Annotated in this window: 20 protein-coding genes and 1 tRNA gene; 10 read left to right on the top strand and 11 right to left on the bottom strand. The window is 71.0% G+C overall.

All coding sequences use genetic code 11. The features are described 5' to 3' along the window. Positions 1-18: 18 nt before the first annotated feature. Entirely contained in the window at positions 19-390 is a 372-nt protein-coding gene (locus tag OG379_RS34485) for a VOC family protein (protein WP_405667070.1), read from the bottom strand. Between the two features lie 90 nt (positions 391-480). Here OG379_RS34485 and OG379_RS34480 point away from each other — a divergent pair, with 90 nt between their 5' ends. Next, the gene (locus tag OG379_RS34480; protein WP_405667068.1) at positions 481-942 is read left to right on the top strand and encodes a MarR family winged helix-turn-helix transcriptional regulator; all 462 of its coding nucleotides are present in this window, start codon (positions 481-483) and stop codon (positions 940-942) included. A gap of 82 nt (positions 943-1024) precedes the next feature. On the opposite strand, the gene OG379_RS34475 is transcribed toward OG379_RS34480, so the two are convergent. Further along, the gene (locus OG379_RS34475; RefSeq protein ID WP_405667066.1) at positions 1025-1441 is read right to left on the bottom strand and encodes a MerR family transcriptional regulator; all 417 of its coding nucleotides are present in this window, start codon (positions 1439-1441) and stop codon (positions 1025-1027) included. A 47-nt stretch (positions 1442-1488) separates the two neighbouring features. Here OG379_RS34475 and OG379_RS34470 point away from each other — a divergent pair, with 47 nt between their 5' ends. Then, the gene (locus OG379_RS34470) at positions 1489-2316 is read left to right on the top strand and encodes an MBL fold metallo-hydrolase (RefSeq protein ID WP_405667065.1); all 828 of its coding nucleotides are present in this window, start codon (positions 1489-1491) and stop codon (positions 2314-2316) included. Between the two features lie 75 nt (positions 2317-2391). On the opposite strand, the gene fes is transcribed toward OG379_RS34470, so the two are convergent. The 5 genes from fes to OG379_RS34445 form a co-directional block, all read right to left on the bottom strand. Further along, positions 2392-3660: an enterochelin esterase gene (fes, locus tag OG379_RS34465; protein ID WP_405667064.1), complete on the bottom strand. Its 1269-nt coding sequence runs from the start codon at positions 3658-3660 to the stop codon at positions 2392-2394. A 132-nt stretch (positions 3661-3792) separates the two neighbouring features. Further along, positions 3793-6075, bottom strand: coding sequence for a catalase (locus tag OG379_RS34460; RefSeq protein ID WP_405667063.1), 2283 nt, complete (start codon positions 6073-6075; stop codon positions 3793-3795). Between the two features lie 110 nt (positions 6076-6185). Next, the gene (locus OG379_RS34455; protein WP_405667061.1) at positions 6186-8216 is read right to left on the bottom strand and encodes a CocE/NonD family hydrolase; all 2031 of its coding nucleotides are present in this window, start codon (positions 8214-8216) and stop codon (positions 6186-6188) included. 39 nt (positions 8217-8255) lie between these two features. Next, a complete protein-coding gene (locus OG379_RS34450; protein WP_405667060.1) occupies positions 8256-9572 on the bottom strand; it encodes an acetyl-CoA carboxylase biotin carboxylase subunit family protein in 1317 nt (438 codons plus the stop codon). Positions 9573-9686: 114 nt separating this feature from the next. Next, positions 9687-10313: an alpha-ketoglutarate-dependent dioxygenase AlkB gene (locus tag OG379_RS34445; RefSeq protein ID WP_405667058.1), complete on the bottom strand. Its 627-nt coding sequence runs from the start codon at positions 10311-10313 to the stop codon at positions 9687-9689. A 334-nt stretch (positions 10314-10647) separates the two neighbouring features. Between OG379_RS34445 and OG379_RS34440 the strand changes: the two genes are divergently transcribed. The 4 genes from OG379_RS34440 to OG379_RS34425 all read left to right on the top strand — a co-directional run bounded on the left by OG379_RS34440 (position 10648) and on the right by OG379_RS34425 (position 13027). Then, the gene (locus tag OG379_RS34440) at positions 10648-11109 is read left to right on the top strand and encodes a DUF5709 domain-containing protein (protein WP_393762558.1); all 462 of its coding nucleotides are present in this window, start codon (positions 10648-10650) and stop codon (positions 11107-11109) included. 110 nt (positions 11110-11219) lie between these two features. Beyond that, positions 11220-11786 (top strand): type 1 glutamine amidotransferase domain-containing protein, encoded by a 567-nt coding sequence (locus OG379_RS34435; protein WP_405667057.1) that lies wholly within the window; start codon positions 11220-11222, stop codon positions 11784-11786. 114 nt (positions 11787-11900) lie between these two features. Beyond that, positions 11901-12617 carry a DinB family protein gene (locus tag OG379_RS34430; RefSeq protein ID WP_405668752.1) on the top strand — a complete coding sequence of 239 codons (717 nt, stop codon included), beginning with the start codon at positions 11901-11903 and terminating at the stop codon, positions 12615-12617. Positions 12618-12670: 53 nt separating this feature from the next. After that, on the top strand, positions 12671-13027 hold the full coding sequence (locus OG379_RS34425; RefSeq protein WP_405667055.1) for a nuclear transport factor 2 family protein: 357 nt from the start codon (positions 12671-12673) through the stop codon (positions 13025-13027). A gap of 319 nt (positions 13028-13346) precedes the next feature. On the opposite strand, the gene OG379_RS34420 is transcribed toward OG379_RS34425, so the two are convergent. Together OG379_RS34420 and dacB are read right to left on the bottom strand one after the other, a co-directional pair. Beyond that, positions 13347-13877, bottom strand: coding sequence for a GNAT family N-acetyltransferase (locus OG379_RS34420; RefSeq protein WP_405667053.1), 531 nt, complete (start codon positions 13875-13877; stop codon positions 13347-13349). A 153-nt stretch (positions 13878-14030) separates the two neighbouring features. Further along, positions 14031-15311 (bottom strand): D-alanyl-D-alanine carboxypeptidase/D-alanyl-D-alanine-endopeptidase, encoded by a 1281-nt coding sequence (dacB, locus tag OG379_RS34415; RefSeq protein WP_405667051.1) that lies wholly within the window; start codon positions 15309-15311, stop codon positions 14031-14033. Between the two features lie 343 nt (positions 15312-15654). Between dacB and OG379_RS34410 the strand changes: the two genes are divergently transcribed. Next, entirely contained in the window at positions 15655-16599 is a 945-nt protein-coding gene (locus tag OG379_RS34410; protein ID WP_405667049.1) for an alpha/beta hydrolase family protein, read from the top strand. A 298-nt stretch (positions 16600-16897) separates the two neighbouring features. On the opposite strand, the gene OG379_RS34405 is transcribed toward OG379_RS34410, so the two are convergent. Both OG379_RS34405 and OG379_RS34400 read right to left on the bottom strand, forming a co-directional pair. Further along, positions 16898-16971 (bottom strand) — tRNA-Pro (locus OG379_RS34405). Between the two features lie 48 nt (positions 16972-17019). After that, the gene (locus OG379_RS34400) at positions 17020-19674 is read right to left on the bottom strand and encodes an ATP-binding protein (RefSeq protein WP_405667047.1); all 2655 of its coding nucleotides are present in this window, start codon (positions 19672-19674) and stop codon (positions 17020-17022) included. Between the two features lie 107 nt (positions 19675-19781). Here OG379_RS34400 and OG379_RS34395 point away from each other — a divergent pair, with 107 nt between their 5' ends. The 3 genes from OG379_RS34395 (at position 19782) to OG379_RS34385 (ending at position 21273) form a co-directional block, all read left to right on the top strand. Beyond that, complete coding sequence (locus OG379_RS34395) at positions 19782-20324, top strand: DUF309 domain-containing protein (RefSeq protein ID WP_405667046.1); 543 nt, start codon at positions 19782-19784, stop codon at positions 20322-20324. Positions 20325-20429: 105 nt separating this feature from the next. Next, entirely contained in the window at positions 20430-20852 is a 423-nt protein-coding gene (locus OG379_RS34390; protein ID WP_356715627.1) for a DUF350 domain-containing protein, read from the top strand. 61 nt (positions 20853-20913) lie between these two features. Further along, a complete protein-coding gene (locus OG379_RS34385; RefSeq protein ID WP_405667045.1) occupies positions 20914-21273 on the top strand; it encodes a hypothetical protein in 360 nt (119 codons plus the stop codon). Positions 21274-21286: the final 13 nt, after the last annotated feature.

Below are 21286 nucleotides of genomic sequence, written 5' to 3'. Positions count from 1 at the left end.
GGGACGCCGCGTGCGAAGTCAGCCTCCGTGGACGGTGAGCCGGTAGCCCTCGGGTCCGGTGAAGGAGAACACCGGCCCGAACGGGCTGTCCTGCAGAGGGGTGACGTCCTCCGTGCCCGCCGCCACGAGCTGCTCGCGCAGCATGCCGGCGTCCGTGGTCCGCAGCCACAGCGCCACCCCCAGACCGGGGTGCGCGGCGCCGTCCAGGTCGACGCCGGGCAGCGGCTCACGGACGGCGAACGGAATCGGGGTGGTCGCGAAAACGACCGCACCGGGCGGCGCGGCGGGGGCACGGCGCAGCCCGAGCCGCTCCTCGAAGAAGGCGGCCGCGCCGGGCACATCCTTCACCTGGAGAGCGATGAAGTCGGGGCCTTCGACGGTGGCGGTCATGGTTCCTCCTGGGCGGTGCATCGCATTGATGTCAGTACTTTGACATGACTGACCATAGGCAGCGGCTTCCAGGTATGTCAAAATGCTGACATGGAAGACCGTGCACCCGTGCCCGCACCCCACCCGGCCGAAGACGTCACCGAGCACGTCGGATACCGCCTCAAACGCGCCGCGTCCGCCCTGCGCAACGCCATGGACAAGGCTCTGCGCGAGCACGACCTCACCGTCCCCCAGTACTCCTGCCTCGAACTCCTCGACGAGAAGCCCGGCCTGTCCAACGCCGACCTGGCCCGCGGCACCTTCGTCACCCGGCAGTCGGCCAATGTCGTCCTGCGCGGCCTCAAGGAAGCCGGCCTCATCACCCGGCCGCTCACCACCGACCACGGACGCGCCCTGCCCACCCATCTGACCCCCGCCGGCGAACGGCGCCTGCGAGCGGCACGGGGCGCCGTCTACGCCATCGAGGAACGCATGATCAGGAACGTCCCCGAGGGGCGCCTTACGGCTCTCCTGGCCGACCTCGACACGATGACCGAGGCCCTCGGCGAGTGACCGTCTGCATCCCGGCGAGAACAATTGTGCCGGGACGACGCCGCGGAGCGCTTCCGCCCCGGGACTGCCGTCGGCCCGCGCCTCAGCCGGCGGGCAGGTCGGCCGGCCTGCGCACGTTGCCGACGGCGCGCTTGAAGTCGGGACAGTCCACGATCGGCTCGTGCTCGCACACGGCCGCGTGCTCGAGACTGTCGCGGAGACGCGTGAGCCGTCCGACCTGCTCGTCCAGGTCACGGGCCTTGGCGGCCATCCGGACCCGCAGATCGGCGTCGGCCGGCCGCGCCACGACGAAGCGGCCGATCTCGGCGACCGAGAATCCGGCGCTGCGCGCGCACGTGACCAGCGCCAGGCGCTCCAGTACGTCCGGGTGGTAGGTACGGCGCAGACCATTGCGGCCCGCGGCGGCGATCAGCCCCTTCTTCTCGTAGAACCGCAGGGCCGAAGGCGCGAGTCCGGACCGTTGCGCGACCTCGGCGATATCCAGCAGTGATTCGTCCATCAAAGCTCCTTGACTTGAAGCGCGGTTCAAGTCGCAGCCTAGTCGTCATGAGGATTCATCACCTGAACTGCGGATCGGTCATGACGATCGAGGCCACCTACGAGGGCCCCCGCCCCGCACCCGCGGTCAACCACTGCCTGCTGGTGGAGACCGAGGCCGCCGGCCTCGTCCTGGTCGAGACCGGACTGGGCCTCGGTGACGTCCGGGACCCGGGCGGCACACTGGGCTCCGACTGGGCCGAGATGGCGCAACCCGCGCTCGACGAGGAGGAGACGGCCATACGGCAGATCGCCCGGCTGGGCTTTGCGCCGTCCGACGTGCGCCACATCATCCTGACCCACCTCGATGTCGACCACAGTGGCGGCCTCCCTGACTTTCCGGACGCCCACGTCCATGTGCTCGCGAGCGAACTCGACGCAGCGCTCTCCCAGGCACCCAGCTTCCGCTACCGACCGGCTCACTGGGCTCACGAACCCCGCTGGGTCACCTACGACTCCGATCCCGGGGAACCTTGGTACGGCTTCACCGCACTGCAGCCGAAGGGGCTGCCGCAGGAGATCAGGCTCGTCCCCCTCGGCGGCCACACCACCGGCCACAGCGGCATCGCCGTACAGCGCGGCGATCGATGGCTCCTCCACTGCGGCGACGCCTACTACTACCACCGCGAGCTCGGGGAACTGAGAGAAACCCACCCTCTCCTCGACATCGTCCAGACGAGCTCGCAGGTCTCTCGCGACCTGCGGCTCGGAACCCAGGCCCGCCTTCGCGAACTGGTCCGCGAGCACGGTGACGAGGTGGAGGTCTTCTCCGCACACGACCCGTGGGAGTTCGCCCGCTACACCGACGACGGCATACCTACGGGCCGGGAGGCATGACGAGACCGCTCCGGGCCGGTGCACCGGGGCCACTCCCCCGACCCGTTCCTCCCGGAGGCCGCTTCGGGGCCGCCCTCAGGTGGCGGCCGGACCCAGCAGGTCCACGAGGCCGTCGGCCAGTTCCGTACGCCAGCACAGATAGTCGTGACCGCCGTTGAACTCCCGGTAGGAGGCGTCGTCGTACCCGGCCGTCTCCAGGACCTCACGCAGGCGCCTGGCGGCCGGCAGCGCGACCCACTCCTGTTCACCGAAGGAGAGCCAGAAGCGGACGGGCAGGCGCGGGGCGCTCGCGATCCGGTCCGTGAGCCACTGCGCCCGCGGCCCGTCGGGCCACCAGAACGAGCCGGACTGGGCGAGGACGTTACCGAATCGGCGGGGCGCGGAGAGCGCGGCATGAGCGGCCGAGAGCCCGCCCAGACTCTGCCCGGCGACGACCGTGCGGGCGGGGTCGTCGGTGACCGGGAGGCGGGCGGCCGCCCAGGGGAGCAGTTCGTCGGCGAGGAAGGAGGCGAACTCCGGGCGGCAGGTCAGGTCCGCCCACCTCGTGCCCGCGTCGACCGAATCCGGCAGCAGGGCGACGAGAGGCGGGATCCGGCCGTCGGCGATCAGGTTGTCCAGCAGGTGCGAGAGCCCGAGCCGCGGCTGCCAGTGTTCACCGTCGAGGAGGACGAGGACGGGGAGTTCGGCCGAGTACCCCGGAGCCAGGGGCGGTTCGTAGAGCCAGACGCGGCGCGTGCCGCCCCCCAGCTTCCCGGTGGCCACCTCATGGGCGGCCACACGACCACGGGCCACGTCCGGCCTCGGCTGCCAGTCCTGCCCGTCGGGAGCCGCCGGGAGCTCGGCGTAGGACACCGGCCCGCCGTCCCAGCGGCGCGGCAGCGCACGGGCATTGAGCGGGTCGCACCGGCGCCTGGTGCGCAGCCACTGCCAGTACTCGGCGGCGCGTGGCTCCGGGCCGTCACCCTCGTCCACGTAGAAGTCGTAGGTACCCCGCCAGTCGTGCCGCAGGCGCAGCGACCAGTGCCAGACGTCGGTACCGGGCACCCGCTCCATCAGGTTGCCCTCGGGCGCGCGGGGGTCGCCGAGTTTGTTGGGGAGCACCTGTACGGCGCGGGTCGCGGCCGTGCCGCGCCAGAGGAACGTCACCGCCCGGTGATCGGCGCTGCCCTGCGGGTCCGGAGAGACGAGGGGCGTGCCCCTGCCGCCCACCGCCGCCCAGAAATCCTCGGTCTCCCCCGGTACCGGCAGCGGGAGTCCCGGCTCCCGGAGCCGCGGCACCTCATCCGGGCGCGCGGCCCGCGGCGGCCGGCGCGGGGTGTCTTGCGGCGGCACTGACGTGATCACGAGAGGGGCTCCGAAGTACGAGGAACGACAACTTAGGGTCACCTTACCTCCCGTGAGCCACGGGCCCGGACGCGCCGGAGGCGGCCCCCGTTCCCGGGTGCCGCCTCCGGCCGGTGTTCGTGGCGTGCGGTGTCAGACCGTGGAGGGGAAGCGGTCCCAGACACGGTGCTTGCCGAGGAGCTGCTTGATCTCTTCCAGCACCTCCTCGCCGGTGGCGGCGACGACCACACCCGGCGCGTCCGCGGTCACGCCGGCGGAGACGAGGGCCGCGTCTCCACCCGCCCACGTACCGATCGCCTTGGCGTGCCGGTACGTCTCGTTCAGCAGCAGGAGCACCCGGGGATCGATGGCGGTGCCGGCCGCGCCCGCCTTGGCGTCCCGCGCACCGATCGCGTCGGCTCCCGCTCCGGGGGCGCCGGCGAGCAGGACGGCGTCGAACTCGACGGAACGGGCGGTGGCGTAGGTGCGCTGGACGGTGACCGGGTCGCCGTCCGCGTCGAGGACTCCCCCGGCGGGCGCGATGACCAGCGGCACCATGCCGGCGGCCTGGACGGCGGCGCGTACCGCCCTGACACCGTCGAGGTCGGCGTCCTTGTCGGCGACGATGCCGATGACACGGCCGTCGAGCGGCCAGACACCGCCGACCTGCGACAGCGCGGGGCTCGGCGAGGGGTCCGCGAGCGGTCCGTCCGGCTCGGGGGCGGGCAGCCCCAGACCGGCGGCGACCTGTTCGCACAGCTGGGCGTCGATGCGGGCGAGCACCTTCAGCGCCCGTTCCTTGATCGCTTGCTCGTAGCACTTGCCCAGCTCGAAGGTGTACGCGGCGATGATGTGTTCACGCTCCACCGGAGTCATGCTGAGCCAGAAGAGGCGAGGCTGGCTGAAGTGGTCGTCGAACGACTCGGGGGCCTCGCGCACCTTCCGGCTCGCGGCGACCTCGGCCGGCACCTCGACGAACGCCCCGGTGTCGGCACCTGCCTGGAACGGACAGCCGCCGTCGAGGGAGTTGGGCCTGTACGGCGCGACGCCCCGGTGGACAGCCGTCTGGTGCATGCCGTCGCGCAGCATGTCGTTGACCGGGGCGTGGGTCCGATTGATGGGCAGCTGAGGGAAGTTGGGGCCGCCGAGCCTGGTGAGCTGGGTGTCGACGTAACTGAACAGGCGGCCCTGGAGCAGCGGGTCGTTGGTGAGGTCGATGCCCGGCACCATGTTGCCGACGTGGAAGGCGACCTGTTCCGTCTCGGCGAAGAAGTTCGACGGATTGGCGTCGAGCGTCATCAGGCCGATCGGCTGTACCGGTGCGAGCTCCTCCGGAACGATCTTGGTCGGGTCCAGCAGATCGATCCCCTGGAACATCTGCTCGGGGTTGTCCGGGAAGGTCTGGACGCCCAGCTCCCACTGGGGGTAGGCACCGGCCTCGATGGCGTCGGCAAGGTCCCTGCGGTGGAAGTCCGGGTCCACACCGCCCGCGATCTGGGCCTCCTCCCAGACCTGGGAGTGGACACCCAGCTTGGGCTTCCAGTGGAACTTCACCAGGGTGGAGGCCCCTTCGGCGTCGACGAGCCGGAAGGTGTGGACGCCGAAGCCCTCCATCGTGCGGAACGAGCGCGGGATACCGCGATCGGACATGTTCCACAGCGTGTGGTGCGTGGCCTCGGAGTGCAGGGTCACGAAGTCCCAGAACGTGTCGTGGGCACTCTGCGCCTGCGGGATCTCCCGGTCCGGGTGCGGCTTCCCGGCGTGGATGACGTCGGGGAACTTGATGGCGTCCTGGATGAAGAAGACCGGGATGTTGTTCCCGACGAGGTCGAAGACGCCTTCCTCCGTGTAGAACTTGGTGGCGAAGCCGCGGGTGTCGCGCACGGTGTCGGCCGATCCGCGTGAGCCGAGCACGGTGGAGAACCGGACGAAGACCGGAGTCTCCACGTCCTTCGCCAGGAACGCCGCCTTGGAGATCTTCGACGCGGACCCGTACCCCCTGAAGAAGCCGTGGGCGGCGGCGCCGCGCGCGTGCACCACACGCTCCGGGATGCGTTCGTGGTCGAAGTGGGTGATCTTCTCCCGCAGGTGGTGGTCCTGGAGCAGGACCGGCCCACGCGGCCCCGCCTTCAGGGAGTGGTCGGTGTCGTACAGCCGCGCCCCCTGCGCCGTCGTCAGGTAGGTGCCGCTCTGCGCGTTGCGGGCGGGGTCGGCGCCGGTGGGCTGACCAGTGGGGCTGACCGTCTCGGGGCCGTTCTGGTCGTCCTTGGGCGGCAGCGGCTCGCGCGGTTCGGTCGGCTCCTCCTCCGACGGGGGGAGGCTGCTGGGGGCGCCCGGAATGGGCTGCTGCCCTGGTTTCTCCGTCACTTCTCGTCTCCTGACACGTAGCTCGTCGCCGGACCGACGTGCGGGTGAGTTCGACGCGCCGAGCCGCATGGACGTGCGTATACCTCCCGCCGCCGGACCCGCGTGCCACGCCGGGCGCCGGGCCGTCACTCCTTCGGCAGCGTCCTCGGGCGTGGCATGCGGGTCCGCGCGGAGGCGGATCAGACGTTCTGCCTGCTGATCCGCTCGTTCCACGTACGGGAGAAGACCCGGTGCCCGCCCTCGTATCCGTCGAGCGTGGCGTCCACGTGGAAGGCCTCGTCGTCCGAGGTCAGCACGGTGCGTGTCTCGACCCGGACGTCCCAGCCGGCCCGGCGGAAGCGCATCTCCCAGGCCGACTCGCCGCGCACGGACCCGAAGTCCTCACCGACCCAGCTGTACTTCTCGCGGGCCCTCAGCCCGGTCTCGATCCCGTTGTCCTCGTACCGCTGGAGTCCACGGTCCTTCACGATGTCGAGCACGGACCGGTAGTCCACCAGGTCCCTGGTCACGGTCCACGCCTGTTCCGGCTCGCTCAGCCGGGTGACGGCGGGGGGCGCGCAGCCCTCGGGCTCCCCGAAGGGGCGCAGGGCCTTGTCCTCCGGTACGTCGTCGGGGCGGACCGGCAGGGTGAGGGTGCTGCCCTTCTCGTACACGCTCAGCAGTGCGGGTCCGGGCGCCGGCCACACGAGCGGCCAGTACGAGGTGGACAGCGACAGCCGGATGCGGTGGCCGGGAGGGAAGGCCTGCGCGACGCTGTGGAGCGGTACGCGGACGCGGTAGCGCCTGCCCGGCTCCAGGGCCTCGGAGGATTCCTCGCTGTCGCGGTGGGTCAGGTTGAGCACGCCGTACGTCACCCGGGTGGAGCGTCCGTCCGGGGCGACGTCGGACAGCCGGACGTTCAGCTGTGCGACCGGGGCGTCGGCCGACACCTCCACCACGACGACGGGGGCACCGAGGATCTCGACGCGTCCGTCGAGCGGCGCGGTCTGGAAGACGAGCGAGCCGCCGTCCTCCTCGCGCTGGTCGTAGGGCAGGTCCGGCGGGGCGTTGTACGAGGCCCACTTGCCGGCGAACTGCCCGACGGACAAAGGCGACTGCACCGTGTGGACGCGGTCCTCCTCGCTCTCCCGGTCATCCGGCTCCCCCAGTCCGCCGTCCCGCAGCGGCAGGACGGTCTCGCCGACGTTCGGCGAGGGCCAGGACGGCTCACCGACCCACCGGCCGGGGCGCTCCTCGTAGGAGGTCGAGGGCGGGACGCTCTCCTGCATCCAGGCCTGGAGCATGGGGCCGTCCATGACGCCGTTGTCGATGCCCTTGAGCCAGTGGTCCCACCAGCGCACGACCTCCTGGAGGTAGCCGATGGCAGGACCCGGCTCGCCGAGGTGCGGAAGCTTGTGCGACCAGGGGCCGATCAGTCCCTTGCGCGGTACGTCGACGTTGCTCAGCAGGCGGGTCACGGCGTTGGAGTAGCCGTCCGCCCAGCCGCTGGAGGCGAGCACCGGGCAGCGCAGGGCGGAGTAGTCCTCGCTCAGGCTCGCGTGGCGCCAGTAGTCGTCCCGGTTCGGGTGGCGCAGCCACTCCAGGACCCAGGGGCGCGCGGCGTCGAGCCGTTCCCGCCACATCTCCCGCCAGCGTTCCCCGACGACGGCCGGGTCGGGCGGGCAGGTGGCGTACGCGAACATGGTCCCGGCCTCGGCCAGGTTGTCGGACAGCATCGCGCCGCCGAGGTAGTGCATGTCGTCCGCGTACCTGTTGTCGGTGAACGACGCGATGCAGATGGCGCGGAGGCTCGGTGGCCTGCGGGCGGCTGTCTGGAGGGCGGCGAAGGCGCCCCAGGAGATGCCCATCATCCCGGTGTTCCCGTCGCACCAGGGCTGCTCGGCGATCCACGCGAGGACCGACTCGGCGTCGCTCTGCTCCTGTTCGAGGTACTCGTCCAGCAGCACCCCCTCCGACTCGCCCGTCCCCCGGATGTCGACACGCACACACGCGTAGCCGTGGCCGGCGATGTACGGGTGGTGGATGGCGTCACGCGTGGAGGTGAGGTCGTTCTTGCGGTACGGGATGTACTCCAGGACTGCCGGCACGGGTTCCGCGTCCGATGCGGTGGGACGCCAGATCCGCGCGGAGAGCTCGACTCCGTCCGCCATGGGGATCGTGACGTGCTTCTCTTCCTGGATCGCGAAGGGCAACTGGTCGACGTGGCGCATGCCTGTGCGACCTCCTTTCGTCGTGCTGGACCGGACGGGTCACTTGGTCTTCGTGCCGCGGCTCCCCGGCTCCGTCTCGTCGAAGGTCAGGCCGAGGGCGGCCACGCAGCGGTCGAACTTGCCGCGCAGGTCCTCCTCGTCGTCGCCTCCGGTGAAGATGTGTGCCACTTCGTAGCTGTAGCTGTCCTGCCCGGAGACGGTGGAGAGCTTCTGCCCCTCCTCGGGCACGACGTCGATGCGCACTCCGGGTATCTCGCGTTCGATCGCCGCGATCCGTTCCGGGGTGGGCACCTCGTGCACCTTCCCGTCGCCGAACCAGCGGTAGTACCACTTGGCGGCCACGGCGTAGGGGCCCTTGCCGCCGGTGAGTTCCGGGTCGCGGCCCAGCGCGAGGCTGATCATGCGGTGGTGGTTGGGCGCCCCGTCGACGTAGTCGAAGAGTTCGGCGTGGGACTGCGAGTGCCGGGGGTTGATCTCCAGCAGGCTGATGTCCTGGGTCTTCGGGTCGTAGAAGTACTCGATGCTGAAGGTGGCCTCGTCCATCCCGATCTGCTCCATGGTCCGTTCGCTGACCTCGTGGAGCTTCCGGATCACCGGCGCGGGGAGGCTGCTCGGGTACTGGTGGCGGAGGAAGCACGGGGACGCCGGGTAGTTGATCGAGTCCAGTACGCCGTAGACGGTGGCCCTGCCCCCGTGGACGTATCCCTCGACGGCCACCTGGATCCCTGTCATCGCCTCCTCGGCCAGGCAGACCTGGCCTCCGACGTCCTGCATCTCCGGGGGGAGGTCCAGAAGGCCGAGTACGGAGTCGAAGGGCCTGCCGACCCGGCTTATGCCCGCCCGGATCTTGGCGACGGCCGCCCGGAACTCATCCATGTCCGAGACCCCGTACGCCAGCTCGGACGAGTAGGCGAGGGCCGGCTTGAGCCACATGGGGAAGTTCACGCCCTCGGGGGGCTTCGGGTCGTCCGCTTCCAGGTCCACGCGGCCGAACTGCGGGTACTCGTCGATGACCTTCTGCTGTTCGAGCCGGCTCCAGTACTTGTGCTCGCACTTGACGACGGATTCGAGGCTGGTCGTCCGCACGCCGTACTCCTTGCCGAGCATCGGGACGAGAGTGCTCACCGGGAAGTCCCAGTATCCGACGATCGCGTCGATACTGCCGTCGTGCGCGTCGAGCACGGCCCGGGCCCGGTCCATCAGCGCGGGCACCGACACCTCGCCCTCCTGCAGCTCCCCGACGGTCAGCAGGCGGTGGAACCGGTAGGAGCCGGCGTCCGGCACGGCCTCGAGCATGGGCAGATTCGAATCGTCGAGGCCGACGACGAAGATGTTCTGGCGCTGCACCTGCGGCATGTGGGTGTCCCTTTCGGTAGGAGGTGCTTCCTGCACACCACAGGCGCCTGCCCTGACCACCGGCCGACATGCAGTGCCTCCTCCGGGGCTGCCGTCCCGCCCTTCACCCCCGCGTCAGCGCACTCCCCGGGGGCGGTACTGGACGCTGATCCGCGGCCCGCGGGCATGCGCGGTCTTGGGGACGGCATGCTGCCAGGTGCGCTGGCAGGAGCCGCCCATGACGATGAGGTCGCCGTGGCCGAGCGGCCGGCGCACGGTGTCGCCGCCGCGGCACGGACGCAGGAGCAGATCGCGCGGGGCGCCGAGGGAGAGGATCGCGACCATCGTGTCCTGGTGCGAGCCGCGTCCGGTCAGGTCGCCGTGCCAGGCGACGCTGTCGCGCCCGTCCCGGTAGTAGCAGAGCCCGGCCGTGGTGAAGGGCTCGCCGAGCTCGTCACCGTAGTGGGAGGACAGCGCGTCGCGGGCCTCGTCCAGCACGGGGTCCGGCAAGGGGTCCTCGGAGCGGTAGAAGGCGAGCAGCCGGGGCACGTCGACTGTGCGGTCGTACATCTGCCGACGCTCGGCACGCCAGGGCACGCTGTCCACGAGCTCGGCGAAGAGCTCGTCGGCGCCGCTGAGCCAGCCCGGCAGCAGATCGATCCACGCCCCGTCGCCGAGCACCGTCCTGCGCACCCCGGTGAGTGGGCCCAGGCGCGGGCGGTCGGCCTGGTCGAACAGCGAACCCTGGAGATGAACGGACATGGGTCAAGCCTACCCGGCAATTAGAACAAGCGTTCCCGTAGACCGTGCGGGGCCGTACGACGTGATCACCGCATTCCGTCGGCCGGCGGCCCGCCCCGGTCGCAGTGGCCGAGGATCGGCCATAAGCTGCCGGGGCCGACGGGGTACGGCCTCGACGGGCCTGACCAGGGGTTCCACTCGCCAGGCAGCCGGACCGCACACCCGGGAGGACGGGCGGCCACCCGGAAATCCACATCACTGACATGCGCGCGGGTGGGCAGGAGAGCGGCGACGCCGCACGGCCCCCGTACGGTCGGCGGCGGGTACGGCATACCTCAAGGGAAGGAGCGCCCCCATGTCGGAACAAGGACGCGGTGACGACGTCTACCAGCCGGACGGTTCGGACGCGGACAACCGTCCGACGGACGACCTCGACCCCGAGAACGTGATCGACGAGCCCGACCTCGACGACACTCTGGACACGGGGTACTCCCCGCCGGAGAAGCCCCTGGGCGTATCGAAGTACGGCACGACCGGCGAGGAACAGAGGGAGGGCGAGTCCCTCGACGGGCGCCTGGCACAGGAGGTGCCCGAGGAGGACCCGCTGCTGGCCGACGGGGCCGACGACGGGCCGGAGGACAACGGCCCGGAGGAGGACGACGCCGGGGCCGAGCGCGCCGGACGCGTCGCCGCCGCCGACGAGGAACCCGGGGCCGCACGCAACAACAGGGTGCTGGGCCGGGACGTCGGCATCGACGGAGGCGCGGCCTCCGCGGAGGAGGCGGCGGTCCACATCCAGGAGGACGACGGGACCTGAACGGCGGCCATGTGTCCCGGGCCCTCCGGACACATGACCCGGCCGATCAGGGGAACGCCACGACCGCGGGCCACAACCGGGTGGACCGCACGCAGGAAAGGTGACAACCGATGACCGACAACGGCAAGAAGCAGCGCAAGGTACTGGCCGTGGTCACCAACTACGGAGTGGAACAGGACGAGCTGGTGGTGCCCGTCGACCGACTCCGCGGTGCGGGGGTCCACGTCGACGTCGCGGCCGTCTCGGCGGACGACATCGCCACGCTGGTCGGTGACAAGGACCCGGGAAAGAGCGTCCGTCCCGACCTCACGCTGGACGACGTCGATCCCACGGCCTACGACCTGCTGCTCATCCCGGGTGGCACCCTGAACGCCGACACGCTCCGGCTCCAGAGCGCCACGACCGGGATCGTCCGTTCCTTCACGGACTCCGGCCGCCCAGTCGCGGCCATCTGCCACGGCCCCTGGGCCTTGGTCGAGGCGGACGTCGTCACGGGCAAGCGTCTGACCTCCTACGCGTCGCTGCGGACCGACATCCGCAACGCGGGCGGCGAGTGGACGGACGAGCCGGTGGTGACGGACGGTTCCGGCGGCTGGACACTGATCACCTCACGCAACCCGGGCGACCTCGACCCCTTCGTAGGGGAGATCCGCACGGCACTCGCGGCGCGCCCCTGACTGCGGACGGCGCCCGGCTTCGTGGACGGGAATTCGGTGGCGCCCCGCGGGACGAGCCGTTAACTTCCGCCTGAGCCCGGTGTGCTGCGGGACATGACGGCGAGGGGACCGGACGTGGAGACCGAGGGCGCGCGGACCGACCGGCTGGGCCTGCTGCTCACCCAGTTCGACCAGGCCAGGGAGATGGCCCAGGTGCGGCTGACAGGGCTCGGTGACGAGGAGTACCTGTGGGAGCCGGTGGCCGGCTGCTGGTCGGTCCGGCCCCGGGGCCAGGCCAGGACTCCCCGGGCGTACGGGCCGGGTGAGTGGGTGCTCGACAAGGGCGCCCCTGACATCCCGGCCAACGAGTACGCCGAGGTCGCCCGGCAGGCCGCCGGCGGCATGACCGTCTCCAGGATCGCCGATGACTGGAGCGTGAGCGTCGAGCGGGTCGAGCAGGTCCTCGCACACACCGGAGCGCCGGAGCCCGACGAGACGCCGGTCACCACCATCGCGTGGCGGCTGGGCCATCTGCACTCGTGCCTGGCGGGCCAATGGGAGTGGACCTTCGGCGCCCGCGAGGAGCCGAAGCTGCTGGTCGACTTCACCCCCTCCGCCGGGCTCGCGCTCGAACGGTTCTGGGCGCTGATCGACCGCTGGCGCGAGAGCGTCGCCGCCCTCACCGACGAGCAGCTCGACACGGTCGGCCTCTCGCAGTATCCGTACGGCTCCGATCCCGACGACCCCTTCGTCAGCGTTCTGGCGGGTGCCAACCTCGAATTCATCCACCACATGGCCGAGATCGCGGTGCTCCGCGACCTCCACAGGGCCCGGTTCACCGGTCCCCGGTAGCCGGTTGACCGGAACGCCACCTGTCGCGGGGCCCGCCGATAGGGTCGTGATCCATGGACAACAGTGCGGTTACGGAACTGGTCGAGAAGTACATCGCGGTCTGGAACGAGTCGGACGACCGGGCGCGGCGGGCCATGCTCGACGAGGTCTTCACCCCGGACGGCGTCTACGTCGATCCGATGGTCGAAGCCGACGGCACAGCGGCGCTCGACACGTACATCAGCGATTCCCAGAAGAACTTCGGCGGGATGCTCTTCACCCACGGCGCGGTGCTGACCCACCACGACGCCGTCCACTTCTCGTGGGAGGTCGGCCCGACGGGTGGGGCGGCGGCGGTGAGCGGATATGACGTGGCGTTCTTCGAGGGCGGCCGGATCAGTCGTCTGTACGGCTTCTTCAACGGCTTCTGACCGGCCTGCCGGGGCGGTCGCCCGGGCTTTGTCGAGCATGCGTCGATCTCTCCGGAGGGGGCACCCCCTCTCCGGCACGGCCGATGACCGCGCGCCCGATTTCTCCCGATGTCTCCGGAAGCGCGGCGTGGCTCAAGGGGCAGCTGGTGGAGATCGCCGCAGTGCTCTCTCTCCCGACCGCGTACCGGTGACGGCCCGTGAGCGGACCGACCCGGTGCGGCTGCGCGACCCCGCAACATCCTCGTCCGGACCGACGGACACCTCGTCCCCCGGCCCATCGGCACCTGCCAGGGATGTGCCGCGCAGCGCGTCCACGCCTTCACGCTTCCGCCGGGCCGGGACGCGGCGTAGGGGCAGGAGCGATCAGGTCACGCTCGTACCAGGTGCCCGGCTCACCGCCGATGTGGGCCGGATCGGCGGGGCCGACGGGGACGAAGCCGGCTCCGGTCAGCACCTTCCGGGACGCGACGTTCCGATGCGTCGTGGCCGCCCGCACGGTGCGCAGCCCGTGGTCGGCCGCCGCGAGGCGGCACACCTCCCGGACCGTCGCGGTCGCCACGCCGCGGCCGGTGACGTGCTGAGCGACCCGGTAGCCCAGCTCCGCGGCGTGGTCCTCGATGTCGACCAGGTTGAACCTGCCGATCACCGAGCCGTCCTCGGCGACGAGCACGTGGAAGGCGCAGACTCCCGACTCCTGCTCGGCCAGCAAGGCGTGGTACCTCTCGTCGAACCGGGCGAAGAAGTCGTCGCCGCGGTCGGGGACCGCTGCGGCGAAGTAGGCGCGGTTCGCCGACTCGAAGGCCAGGACCGCCGGGGCGTGACTGACGTGCAGCCGCTTCAGCTCGGGCATCGCCCCACCCTACTCAGGTGGTTCGCGGGGGCCACCGGGTTTTCCCCGGGGCACACACCTGGAAGTGCTCTGCGATCGCGGGTACCGGAAGCTCCAGCAGCTTCCGTCACAGAGGTTCGCAGGACACTTCCAGGTGTGTCCCGTGTCAGGGGATCAGGCCCAGCAGCCGTTCACGGTGGCGGCGAGGCCGTCCAGGGAGTCCTTGATGGCGGCGCCGTCCGCGGTGGAGTTGTTCTCGATGAAGGAGAAGATCTTCCAGCGGCCGTCCTTGCCCTGTGTGAGCCCGCTCAGGGCGGTGGCCCCAGTCAGGGTGCCGGTCTTGCCGCTGACCTTGCCCACCGCACACTCGGAGTTGGCGGTGTCGAACCGGCCCCACTCGGGACCGAGTGTGCTGCCCGCCTCACCGGCGACCGGCAGGCCTTCGGAGATGGACTTCAGCTTGGTGTGCCGGGGGTCGGTGGTGAGATCGAGGATCTCGGCGACGGTCTGGGCCGTGATGCGGTTGGAGCGGGACAGCCCGCTGCCGTCGTGGATCTCGAAGTTGGACACCGAGATCCCGTACCAGCCGGTGAGGACGTCACGCACGGCCGCAGTGCCGCCCTCGTACGTGGCCGCTCGGCCGGAGGCGAGTCCGGTCGCCCGCAGCAGCGTCTCGGCGATATCGTTGTCACTGGTCTTGAGCATCTGCTTGACGATCACGGACAGCTCCGCCGACCGGTGCTCGGCCACGGGGAAGTCCGTCGAAGCGGCCTGGCCGCGGGTCACGTCCCCCGTGACGCCGATGCCCTGTTCGGCGAGTTGCGCGGCGAAGACGTTCCCCGCATCGATGGCGGTGTCCTGGACGAGCTTCCCGTCCACCACCAGGGCGCGCACGGGAGCGATCTGGTCGTCGTAGTAGCTGCTGTTCCAGCCTTCGGCGAGCGTCGGCGCCGCGAAGAGACTGTCGTCGATCCGGACCTTCACCGTGCCGAGGCCTGCGTTCTTGAGACCCGCTGCCGCGCTCTTGGCGAGCTCGGTGAGATCGGCGGTCGTCAGAGTGCGGTCGCCCCCACCGACCAGGGTGAGTGTGCCGTCGCCGTAGACCACCTTGGTCGTGAACTTGTGGTCGGGGCCGAGCAGGGTCAGGGCGCCGGTCGCGGTGGCGAGCTTGGTGTTGGACGCCGGCATCAGCGCCGTCTTCGCGTCGTGGCCCCAGATCACCTCGTCGGACTCGGCGTCCAGCACCACTCCGCTGAAGGTGGTGCCGATGTTCTTGTCCTGGGACCGGGCATCGAGGTTGTCCACGAGCTTCTGGTCGGTGGAGTCGAGTCTGCTGACGCTTTCCTTGCTCGCCGCCGGCTGGTCGGCGGCGAAGGCGGACTGACCGGCCATGACCGCGCCGGCGACCGGGGTGAGAACCGCGGCGACGAGCGTCCGGCGGACGGCTCTGTTCACGGGCTGGACCTTTCGATGACGGCCTCCGGTGGAAGATACGGGCGCGGCGTCAGAACTGGGTATCACAGGGTCTCCACGTCACACATATGACGAGTAGGGGCAACAGGAATGCAAATAAACCTAGTGGCAGTCACCGCGTTCACAGGGGCGGCACCGAGCCGCTCGCTGTGCAGATTCGGTGACGGTGTGGAGACCATTTCAGTGGCGGGTCCGCTGTCCGGGCTGATGGCGCCGTCACCGGGCGCGGGCACCAGCCCGCTCCGAGACCGCTGTTCGCCGGCGCCCGGTGGGCCCGGACCGAGCGAAACGCCACGCGCGGGAGCCGAACTACGAGACTGGTGTCATGGAGACCGCGCGCGTACGTGACGTCATGTTCGCCCAGGGGGCGGTGAAGCTCTCCGGCTCCCTGGGAGTGCCGGGGCAGGACAGACGCACCGGCGCGGGCATCGTCCTGGTCGGCGGGTCCGGGCCGTCCGACAGGGACAACGGCGGGTACTTCCCACCACTTCGGCAGCGGTTGATGACTGCCGGATTCGCCGTGTTGTCGTACGACAAACGGGGTGTCGGCCGGTCAACCGGCGACTGGCGCGCCGCAACCATGGACGATCTGGCCGCTGACGCCACCGCCGCGCTGGACTTCCTCCGCGCCCAACCTGGGATTCGGCCCGGAGCAGCAGGGCTTTTCGGCCACAGCGAAGGCGGCTGGCTCGCTCTGCGCGCTTCTACGGCGCGGGACGGCCTGCCGTGGGTGGTCACCAACAGCTGCCCGGGAACGAGCCCGGCCGTACAGGAACGCTTCGCGCTGGCCAACCACCTGCTGGAGCTGCACGGTGAGGGGCATCCGGATATCGACAGCACCCTGGCCCTGTTCGACCGGCTGACCGACGCAGGCCGACGCGACGCCGACTTCCTGACGGCGGCACAGCTCGTCGACGCAGCGGGTGGCCCGTCGGGGCTGGCTTACTACTGGTCCGGCGTGGACGAACACCTCTGGTCCTTCCTCAAACGCAAACAGGACCATGACCCGACCGCGGATCTCGTCGGGCTGCGCTGCCCGCATCTGGCGTTCTTCGGCGGGGCGGACAGGGCGGTGCCGGTCGCCGACAGCGTCCACGCGTTCGCCGCCGCCGCCTGTCATCCGGCCCGCTCTCCCCGGGCGACGCTGACGGTTGAAGTGTTTCCCGGCGCCGACCACCGCTTGCAGGTGCGGGACTCGACCCGCCTAGCGCCCGGGTATCACGAAAGACTGGCCTGCTGGCTGGCGGATCACACCGGAACGGCCCGATGAGCGGGCTCGCCGCCTCCGGCCGTCCACGGCCGCTGCGGCACGAGCCTGTGCGGCTTCTTCCTCGTCAGCGCGTTCCCCGCAGAGCATGATCGAGGAGAACTTCCGCCGCCGCCCGCGCTTGCCCGCCGTAGTCCGCTTCGTCCAGCACCATGGCGCGGCGCCTGCCCGGACAGGACGTCCGCCGGTGGGGCGTCGACCGCCGGCCGATGGCCTCACCGGTACCCAACTGGCCCCGGGAATGGGTGAGGGCCGGTTTCGGATTGCTCCGAAACCGGCCCTCACCTACGACTGTCTCCAGTCGGGACGACAGGATTTGAACCTGCGACCCCTTGACCCCCAGTCAAGTGCGCTACCAAGCTGCGCCACGTCCCGCTGCGATTCCCCCGGGCTTCCGGGTGACCGCGCAGGACAAACATTACCTCACTCCGAGGACCGTATCGACGCCCCTACCTGCTGCGCGCGGGCCGCCAGCCCTTCGGCGCCGCAGGCAGTGGCGAGCTTCTCGGCCCGGGCGAGCTCCTGCCGGGAGCGGATCGCGGTGCCGTACTCGAAGCGGGCCACGGCGTGCTCGTACGCCGATGAGGACGCCTCGAGGTGGCGTACGGCCTCGGCCAGCAGGTGGGTGGCCTCCTCCTCCGGCGCGAACAGGGCCACACAGCGCAGGGCCTCACCGATCGCCGTGTCCGTGCCGAAGCGTTCCGCGTGGACGCGCGCCCGGGTGGCCAGCTGCGCGGCCCGGGCCGGGTCCGTGTCGGCCAGGGCCCGGGCGAGATCCCAGGCCCAGGGCGCCCAGACGCCGTTGAAGCGGCCTCGTGGCTCCAGTGCCGCTCCCGCGGACTCCAGCTCGGCCACGGCCTCCTCCGTGCGCCCTTCGGCCAGCAGCAGCCGTCCGCGTACGCACGGGGCGTCCGGCAGGACCATCGCGCTGGGGTACGGCGGGCCGAAGTCGTACCGGTCGGCGACCAGCCTCGCCTCCGCTGTCCGGCCGCGGGCGAGGAGGGTGTCGACGAGGAGACAGGTGGCGTCCCAGTGGACGGGCAGTCCGCTGCCGGCCCGGTCGGCCAGGCGCAGCCCCTCGCGCAGGAAGCCCTCCGCCTCGGCGAGACGGCCGCGTCTGCGGTGGACGAGGCCCAGGAGTGTGTGCGCGAACGCGAGGTGCGCGCCACTCCATCCCGAGATCTCGAAGGCACGGACGGCTTCGCCGAAGAGTGCCTCCGCCCGGTCGAGCCGGTCGGTGAACGCGTAGGTGATGCCCACCATGGTGGGGAGTTCGAAGCCCCATTCGGAGTCGGTCCAGCCGAGCCCGCGCGCGGGCCTCCCGTCGACGAGGGCGCGCTCGCAGAAGCCGACGACGAGCTGGGCGTTCTCGCCGCGGAGCATGGCGTCGAAGGCCCGCAGGGTGAGCAGGGCGCGCTCGGCGTTGTCGCGGCCCTTGAGGTGGTCCGCGTTGCGTGCGAGACGGGCCGACCGTGCGGGTCCGTCGTCCTCGGTGGCCTGCATGCCCTCCCACAGGAAGTGCGCGGCCTGCAGACGCATCAGACCGGGGCCGGGAGCGGTGCGCGAGGCCTCGGCCGCCAGCGAGAGGGCCGCGTCCTTGAGCTGGTTGTTGTGGGAGAGGGCGGAGGCGAGCCGGAAGGTGGCGTCGATCCGGAGCGTCTCGTCGAGGCCAGGCGTGTCGAGCGCGGCGCGCAGGTGCTGGACCGTGGTGGCAGGCGAGGAGAGCAGTGTGGCGCAGCCCAGCTCGTACAGCAGCGCCGCTCGGTCCTGGGGGCGCGGCGGCTCGTCCAGGGCGCGTTCGAGACAGCGCCTGGCGGCTTCCGGGGCGCCGACGGCGAGGTGCTGCCGTGCTGCCTCGCGGAGCTGCGCGACCAGCTCCTGGTCGTCGTCCGGGTGGACTTCGAGCAGATGGCGGGAGGCCGCAGCCGCCCCGAGCCCGGCCTGGGTGATCGCCCATGCCGCCCGTCCGTGCATGGCGGTGCGGGTCGCCGGAGGGATCGAACGGTAGACGGCGGTGGCGATGAGCGGGTGGACGAATTCCAGCGGGTCGAAGCCGCTGACGATTCGGGCGTCCCGCAGCCGGGCCGTGCAGTCGGCGGCCTCCGCCGAGCTCATTCCCGCCAGTGTCGCGGCGAGCTCCTGGGAGATCTCGGTGCCGAGCACGGCCGCCGCCCAGGCGAAGCGGTTGGCGTTGGTGCCCAGACGCTCGAGGCGGGCGACGAGCCCGCTGCCCCGGGCCGAGGCGCCGAGCTCGCGCAGGAGGCCGGCGGATTCCTCGACCGGTGCCAGTTCGCGGTCCTGCGCCTTGGCGACGAGTTCGACCGCTTCGTACGGGTTGCCTCCGGTGACGGCCCAGACCTCGCGGCAGAACGGGTCGTCAGCGTGGTCACCCAGGCCGGCGCGCACCAGGTCGGCGGTGGCCTCGGGGGTGAGCGCGCGCAACGCGACCCGGGTCAGCGCCGGGTGTCCCGCGGCGCTGCTCTCCTGGGTGCGGGCCATGGCCCAGTCGGCGTCGCGGTCGGCAAGCTCCTGGGGGCGGTGGGCCTGGACGACCAGCACCGGCAGTTCGGAGAGGCGGGCGGTGAAACCGGCTAGCCAGGCGAGGGATTCGCCGTCGGCCCAGTGCGCGTCGTCCACTATGAGGAGCAGCGGCCGGTGGCTGAGGCGGGAGGCGAGCCGGGACACGACGTGGTCGAGGCCGTCCCTGACACCCTGCGGGTCGGGCTGCGGGCCGCTGGGGTCGGCCAGGCCCAGTGCGGGTGCCGCGATCTCGAACCAGTCGCCGAACAGGGCGCGGGTCTCGTCGGCGGGGAACCGGACCAGCGCGGGCTGGAGCAGCTGGCGTACGACGTGGAACGGCACCGAGGTGACCGTCTCCCCGCCGCGCGCGGACCAGATGGTGCAGCGGTCGGCTGCCATGGCCTGGATCTCTCCGAGCAGCGCGGTCTTGCCGATGCCGGCCTCTCCGCTGAAGACCAGCAGGCCGCCGGCTGCTTGTCCGCCGCAGAGGGCGTCCAACGCCTGTGCGGCTGCGGCGAGTTCCGGTTCGCGCTCGTACAACGGCCGGGACGGCTTCATGCCTCCCCTTCCCAGGGTGGTTGCGAAGAGCACAGAGCCTAGTCGTGCGCGGGTGCGGGCGGACAGGGTTCCCGCGGTTCTCCGCAGGTGCGAGGCACAATCGGGGGGTGGACGAATCTCGCAGGGACCGCGACGAGGAAGGGCGGGCGCGCAATGCGCGCCCCCGGGACGGGCTGGGGCGCCCCCTGCCCTACGGGGCTCCGGGGGTGGAGCGGCAGCCCGAGGGTGTGGTGCGCTCCCCCGACGAGACGGTGCGCGAGGCCCAGCGGCTGCTGGACGCGGGCATGCCGTTCCATGCCCATGAGGTGTTCGAGGACGCCTGGAAGTCTGGGCCGGACGCGGAGCGCGAGCTGTGGCGGGGGCTCGCGCAGATGGCGGTGGGGCTGACCCATGCCGCTCGGGGCAACACGGCCGGTGGGGCGCGGCTGTTGATGCGGGGTGCCGCGGCCGTCGACGGGTTCCGGGCGTCGGATCCGCACGGAATCGGTGTGGACGGGATGATCGGCTGGGCGCGGAAGCTGGCGGACCGGGTGGATCCCTCCGGGCCCGGGGGCGCGGACGGGGCCACCGGCCGCCGGGAGGGCGCTCCGGCCGTGGACGCGGCCGCGGAGGCGCCCTGGTTGCGGCGGGGAGACCGGCCCGGGGAGTGAGAACACGAATGCGGTAGGTTTTGCTACTTCTTGACGGCGTGTCGATCACGCCGGTCACGTTCACGTTCCATCCTTCGACCACTCGCTCAGGAGACGGACGCCCCGATGACCGACATCATCAACGGCCTCGGCCGTGCCACCGCGTACGGAGCCCTCGGCGTCGTACTGCTCGTTCTCGGCATATTTCTGATCGACGCCCTGACACCGGGCAAGCTCGGACGCCAGATATGGGAGGAGCGCAACCGCAACGCGGCGCTGCTCCTGAGCTCGGCGCTGCTGGGCATCGGCGGCATCGTGTTCACGTCGATCTGGACGACGTACGAGGACTTCGGCAAGGGGCTCGCCTCGACGGCCGCGTTCGGGCTGCTCGGTCTGATCATGATGGCGGTGGCCTTCCTCGTCGTCGACCTGGTCACGCCCGGAAAGCTGGGGGCCACGCTGGTGGAGCGGGAGCCGCACCCTGCGGTGTGGGTGACGGCGGCCTGCAACCTGGCGGTGTCCGCCATCGTGTCCGCGTCGATCGCCTGATCACCCCGGGATCCTCCGGTCCGGCGAACATCACGGTGCGCAGCCATTACGATCCGGCGTCATGAGCACTTCTGACCAGGACCAGGAACAGGACCACCGGCAAGAGCAGGACCCCGAGCCGGGTGAGAGCCCCGCGGCGATACCGGGGGCCGCGGCGCAGGAGCGGAGACTCACTCCGCGTCAGGCGCGGCGGCTGCGGGTCGTTCTCTCCTCGGTGGGCATGGCGGCGATGGCCGTCGTCCTGGCTCTCCGGATCGCCAGCCGTTCGTCGGTCCTGGTCGTCGGGGTCTACGGGCTCGCGCTCATCCTCTGCGGTGTGGTGATCGAGCTCAGCAGGAACGGCCGCACCCGGCTCGGCAGCTGGCTGCTGGGAGTTGGCCTGGTGGCGGCCGTCGGCGCCGACTGGCTGCTCATTCCCTGAGCCGGTCCCGCCC

It is taken from the genome of Streptomyces sp. NBC_01166, from assembly GCF_045039765.1.
Taxonomy (GTDB): Bacteria; Actinomycetota; Actinomycetes; order Streptomycetales; family Streptomycetaceae; genus Streptomyces.
This window is presented reverse-complemented; position numbering and strand designations above follow the sequence as displayed.

Excerpts from the sequence above, each read along its gene's own strand:
- OG379_RS34400 (WP_405667047.1), bottom strand. The coding sequence starts at position 19,674 with ATGAAGCCGTCCCGGCCGTTGTACGAGCGCGAACCGGAACTCGCCGCA.
- OG379_RS34440 (WP_393762558.1), top strand. The coding sequence starts at position 10,648 with ATGTCGGAACAAGGACGCGGTGACGACGTCTACCAGCCGGACGGTTCG.
- OG379_RS34485 (WP_405667070.1), bottom strand. The coding sequence starts at position 390 with ATGACCGCCACCGTCGAAGGCCCCGACTTCATCGCTCTCCAGGTGAAG.
- OG379_RS34450 (WP_405667060.1), bottom strand. The coding sequence starts at position 9,572 with ATGCCGCAGGTGCAGCGCCAGAACATCTTCGTCGTCGGCCTCGACGAT.
- OG379_RS34480 (WP_405667068.1), top strand. The coding sequence starts at position 481 with ATGGAAGACCGTGCACCCGTGCCCGCACCCCACCCGGCCGAAGACGTC.
- OG379_RS34390 (WP_356715627.1), top strand. The coding sequence starts at position 20,430 with ATGACCGACATCATCAACGGCCTCGGCCGTGCCACCGCGTACGGAGCC.
- OG379_RS34410 (WP_405667049.1), top strand. The coding sequence starts at position 15,655 with ATGGAGACCGCGCGCGTACGTGACGTCATGTTCGCCCAGGGGGCGGTG.
- OG379_RS34435 (WP_405667057.1), top strand. The coding sequence starts at position 11,220 with ATGACCGACAACGGCAAGAAGCAGCGCAAGGTACTGGCCGTGGTCACC.
- OG379_RS34425 (WP_405667055.1), top strand. The coding sequence starts at position 12,671 with ATGGACAACAGTGCGGTTACGGAACTGGTCGAGAAGTACATCGCGGTC.
- OG379_RS34445 (WP_405667058.1), bottom strand. The coding sequence starts at position 10,313 with ATGTCCGTTCATCTCCAGGGTTCGCTGTTCGACCAGGCCGACCGCCCG.
- OG379_RS34470 (WP_405667065.1), top strand. The coding sequence starts at position 1,489 with ATGAGGATTCATCACCTGAACTGCGGATCGGTCATGACGATCGAGGCC.
- OG379_RS34385 (WP_405667045.1), top strand. The coding sequence starts at position 20,914 with ATGAGCACTTCTGACCAGGACCAGGAACAGGACCACCGGCAAGAGCAG.
- OG379_RS34475 (WP_405667066.1), bottom strand. The coding sequence starts at position 1,441 with ATGGACGAATCACTGCTGGATATCGCCGAGGTCGCGCAACGGTCCGGA.
- OG379_RS34460 (WP_405667063.1), bottom strand. The coding sequence starts at position 6,075 with ATGCGGCTCGGCGCGTCGAACTCACCCGCACGTCGGTCCGGCGACGAG.
- OG379_RS34420 (WP_405667053.1), bottom strand. The coding sequence starts at position 13,877 with ATGCCCGAGCTGAAGCGGCTGCACGTCAGTCACGCCCCGGCGGTCCTG.
- OG379_RS34455 (WP_405667061.1), bottom strand. The coding sequence starts at position 8,216 with ATGCGCCACGTCGACCAGTTGCCCTTCGCGATCCAGGAAGAGAAGCAC.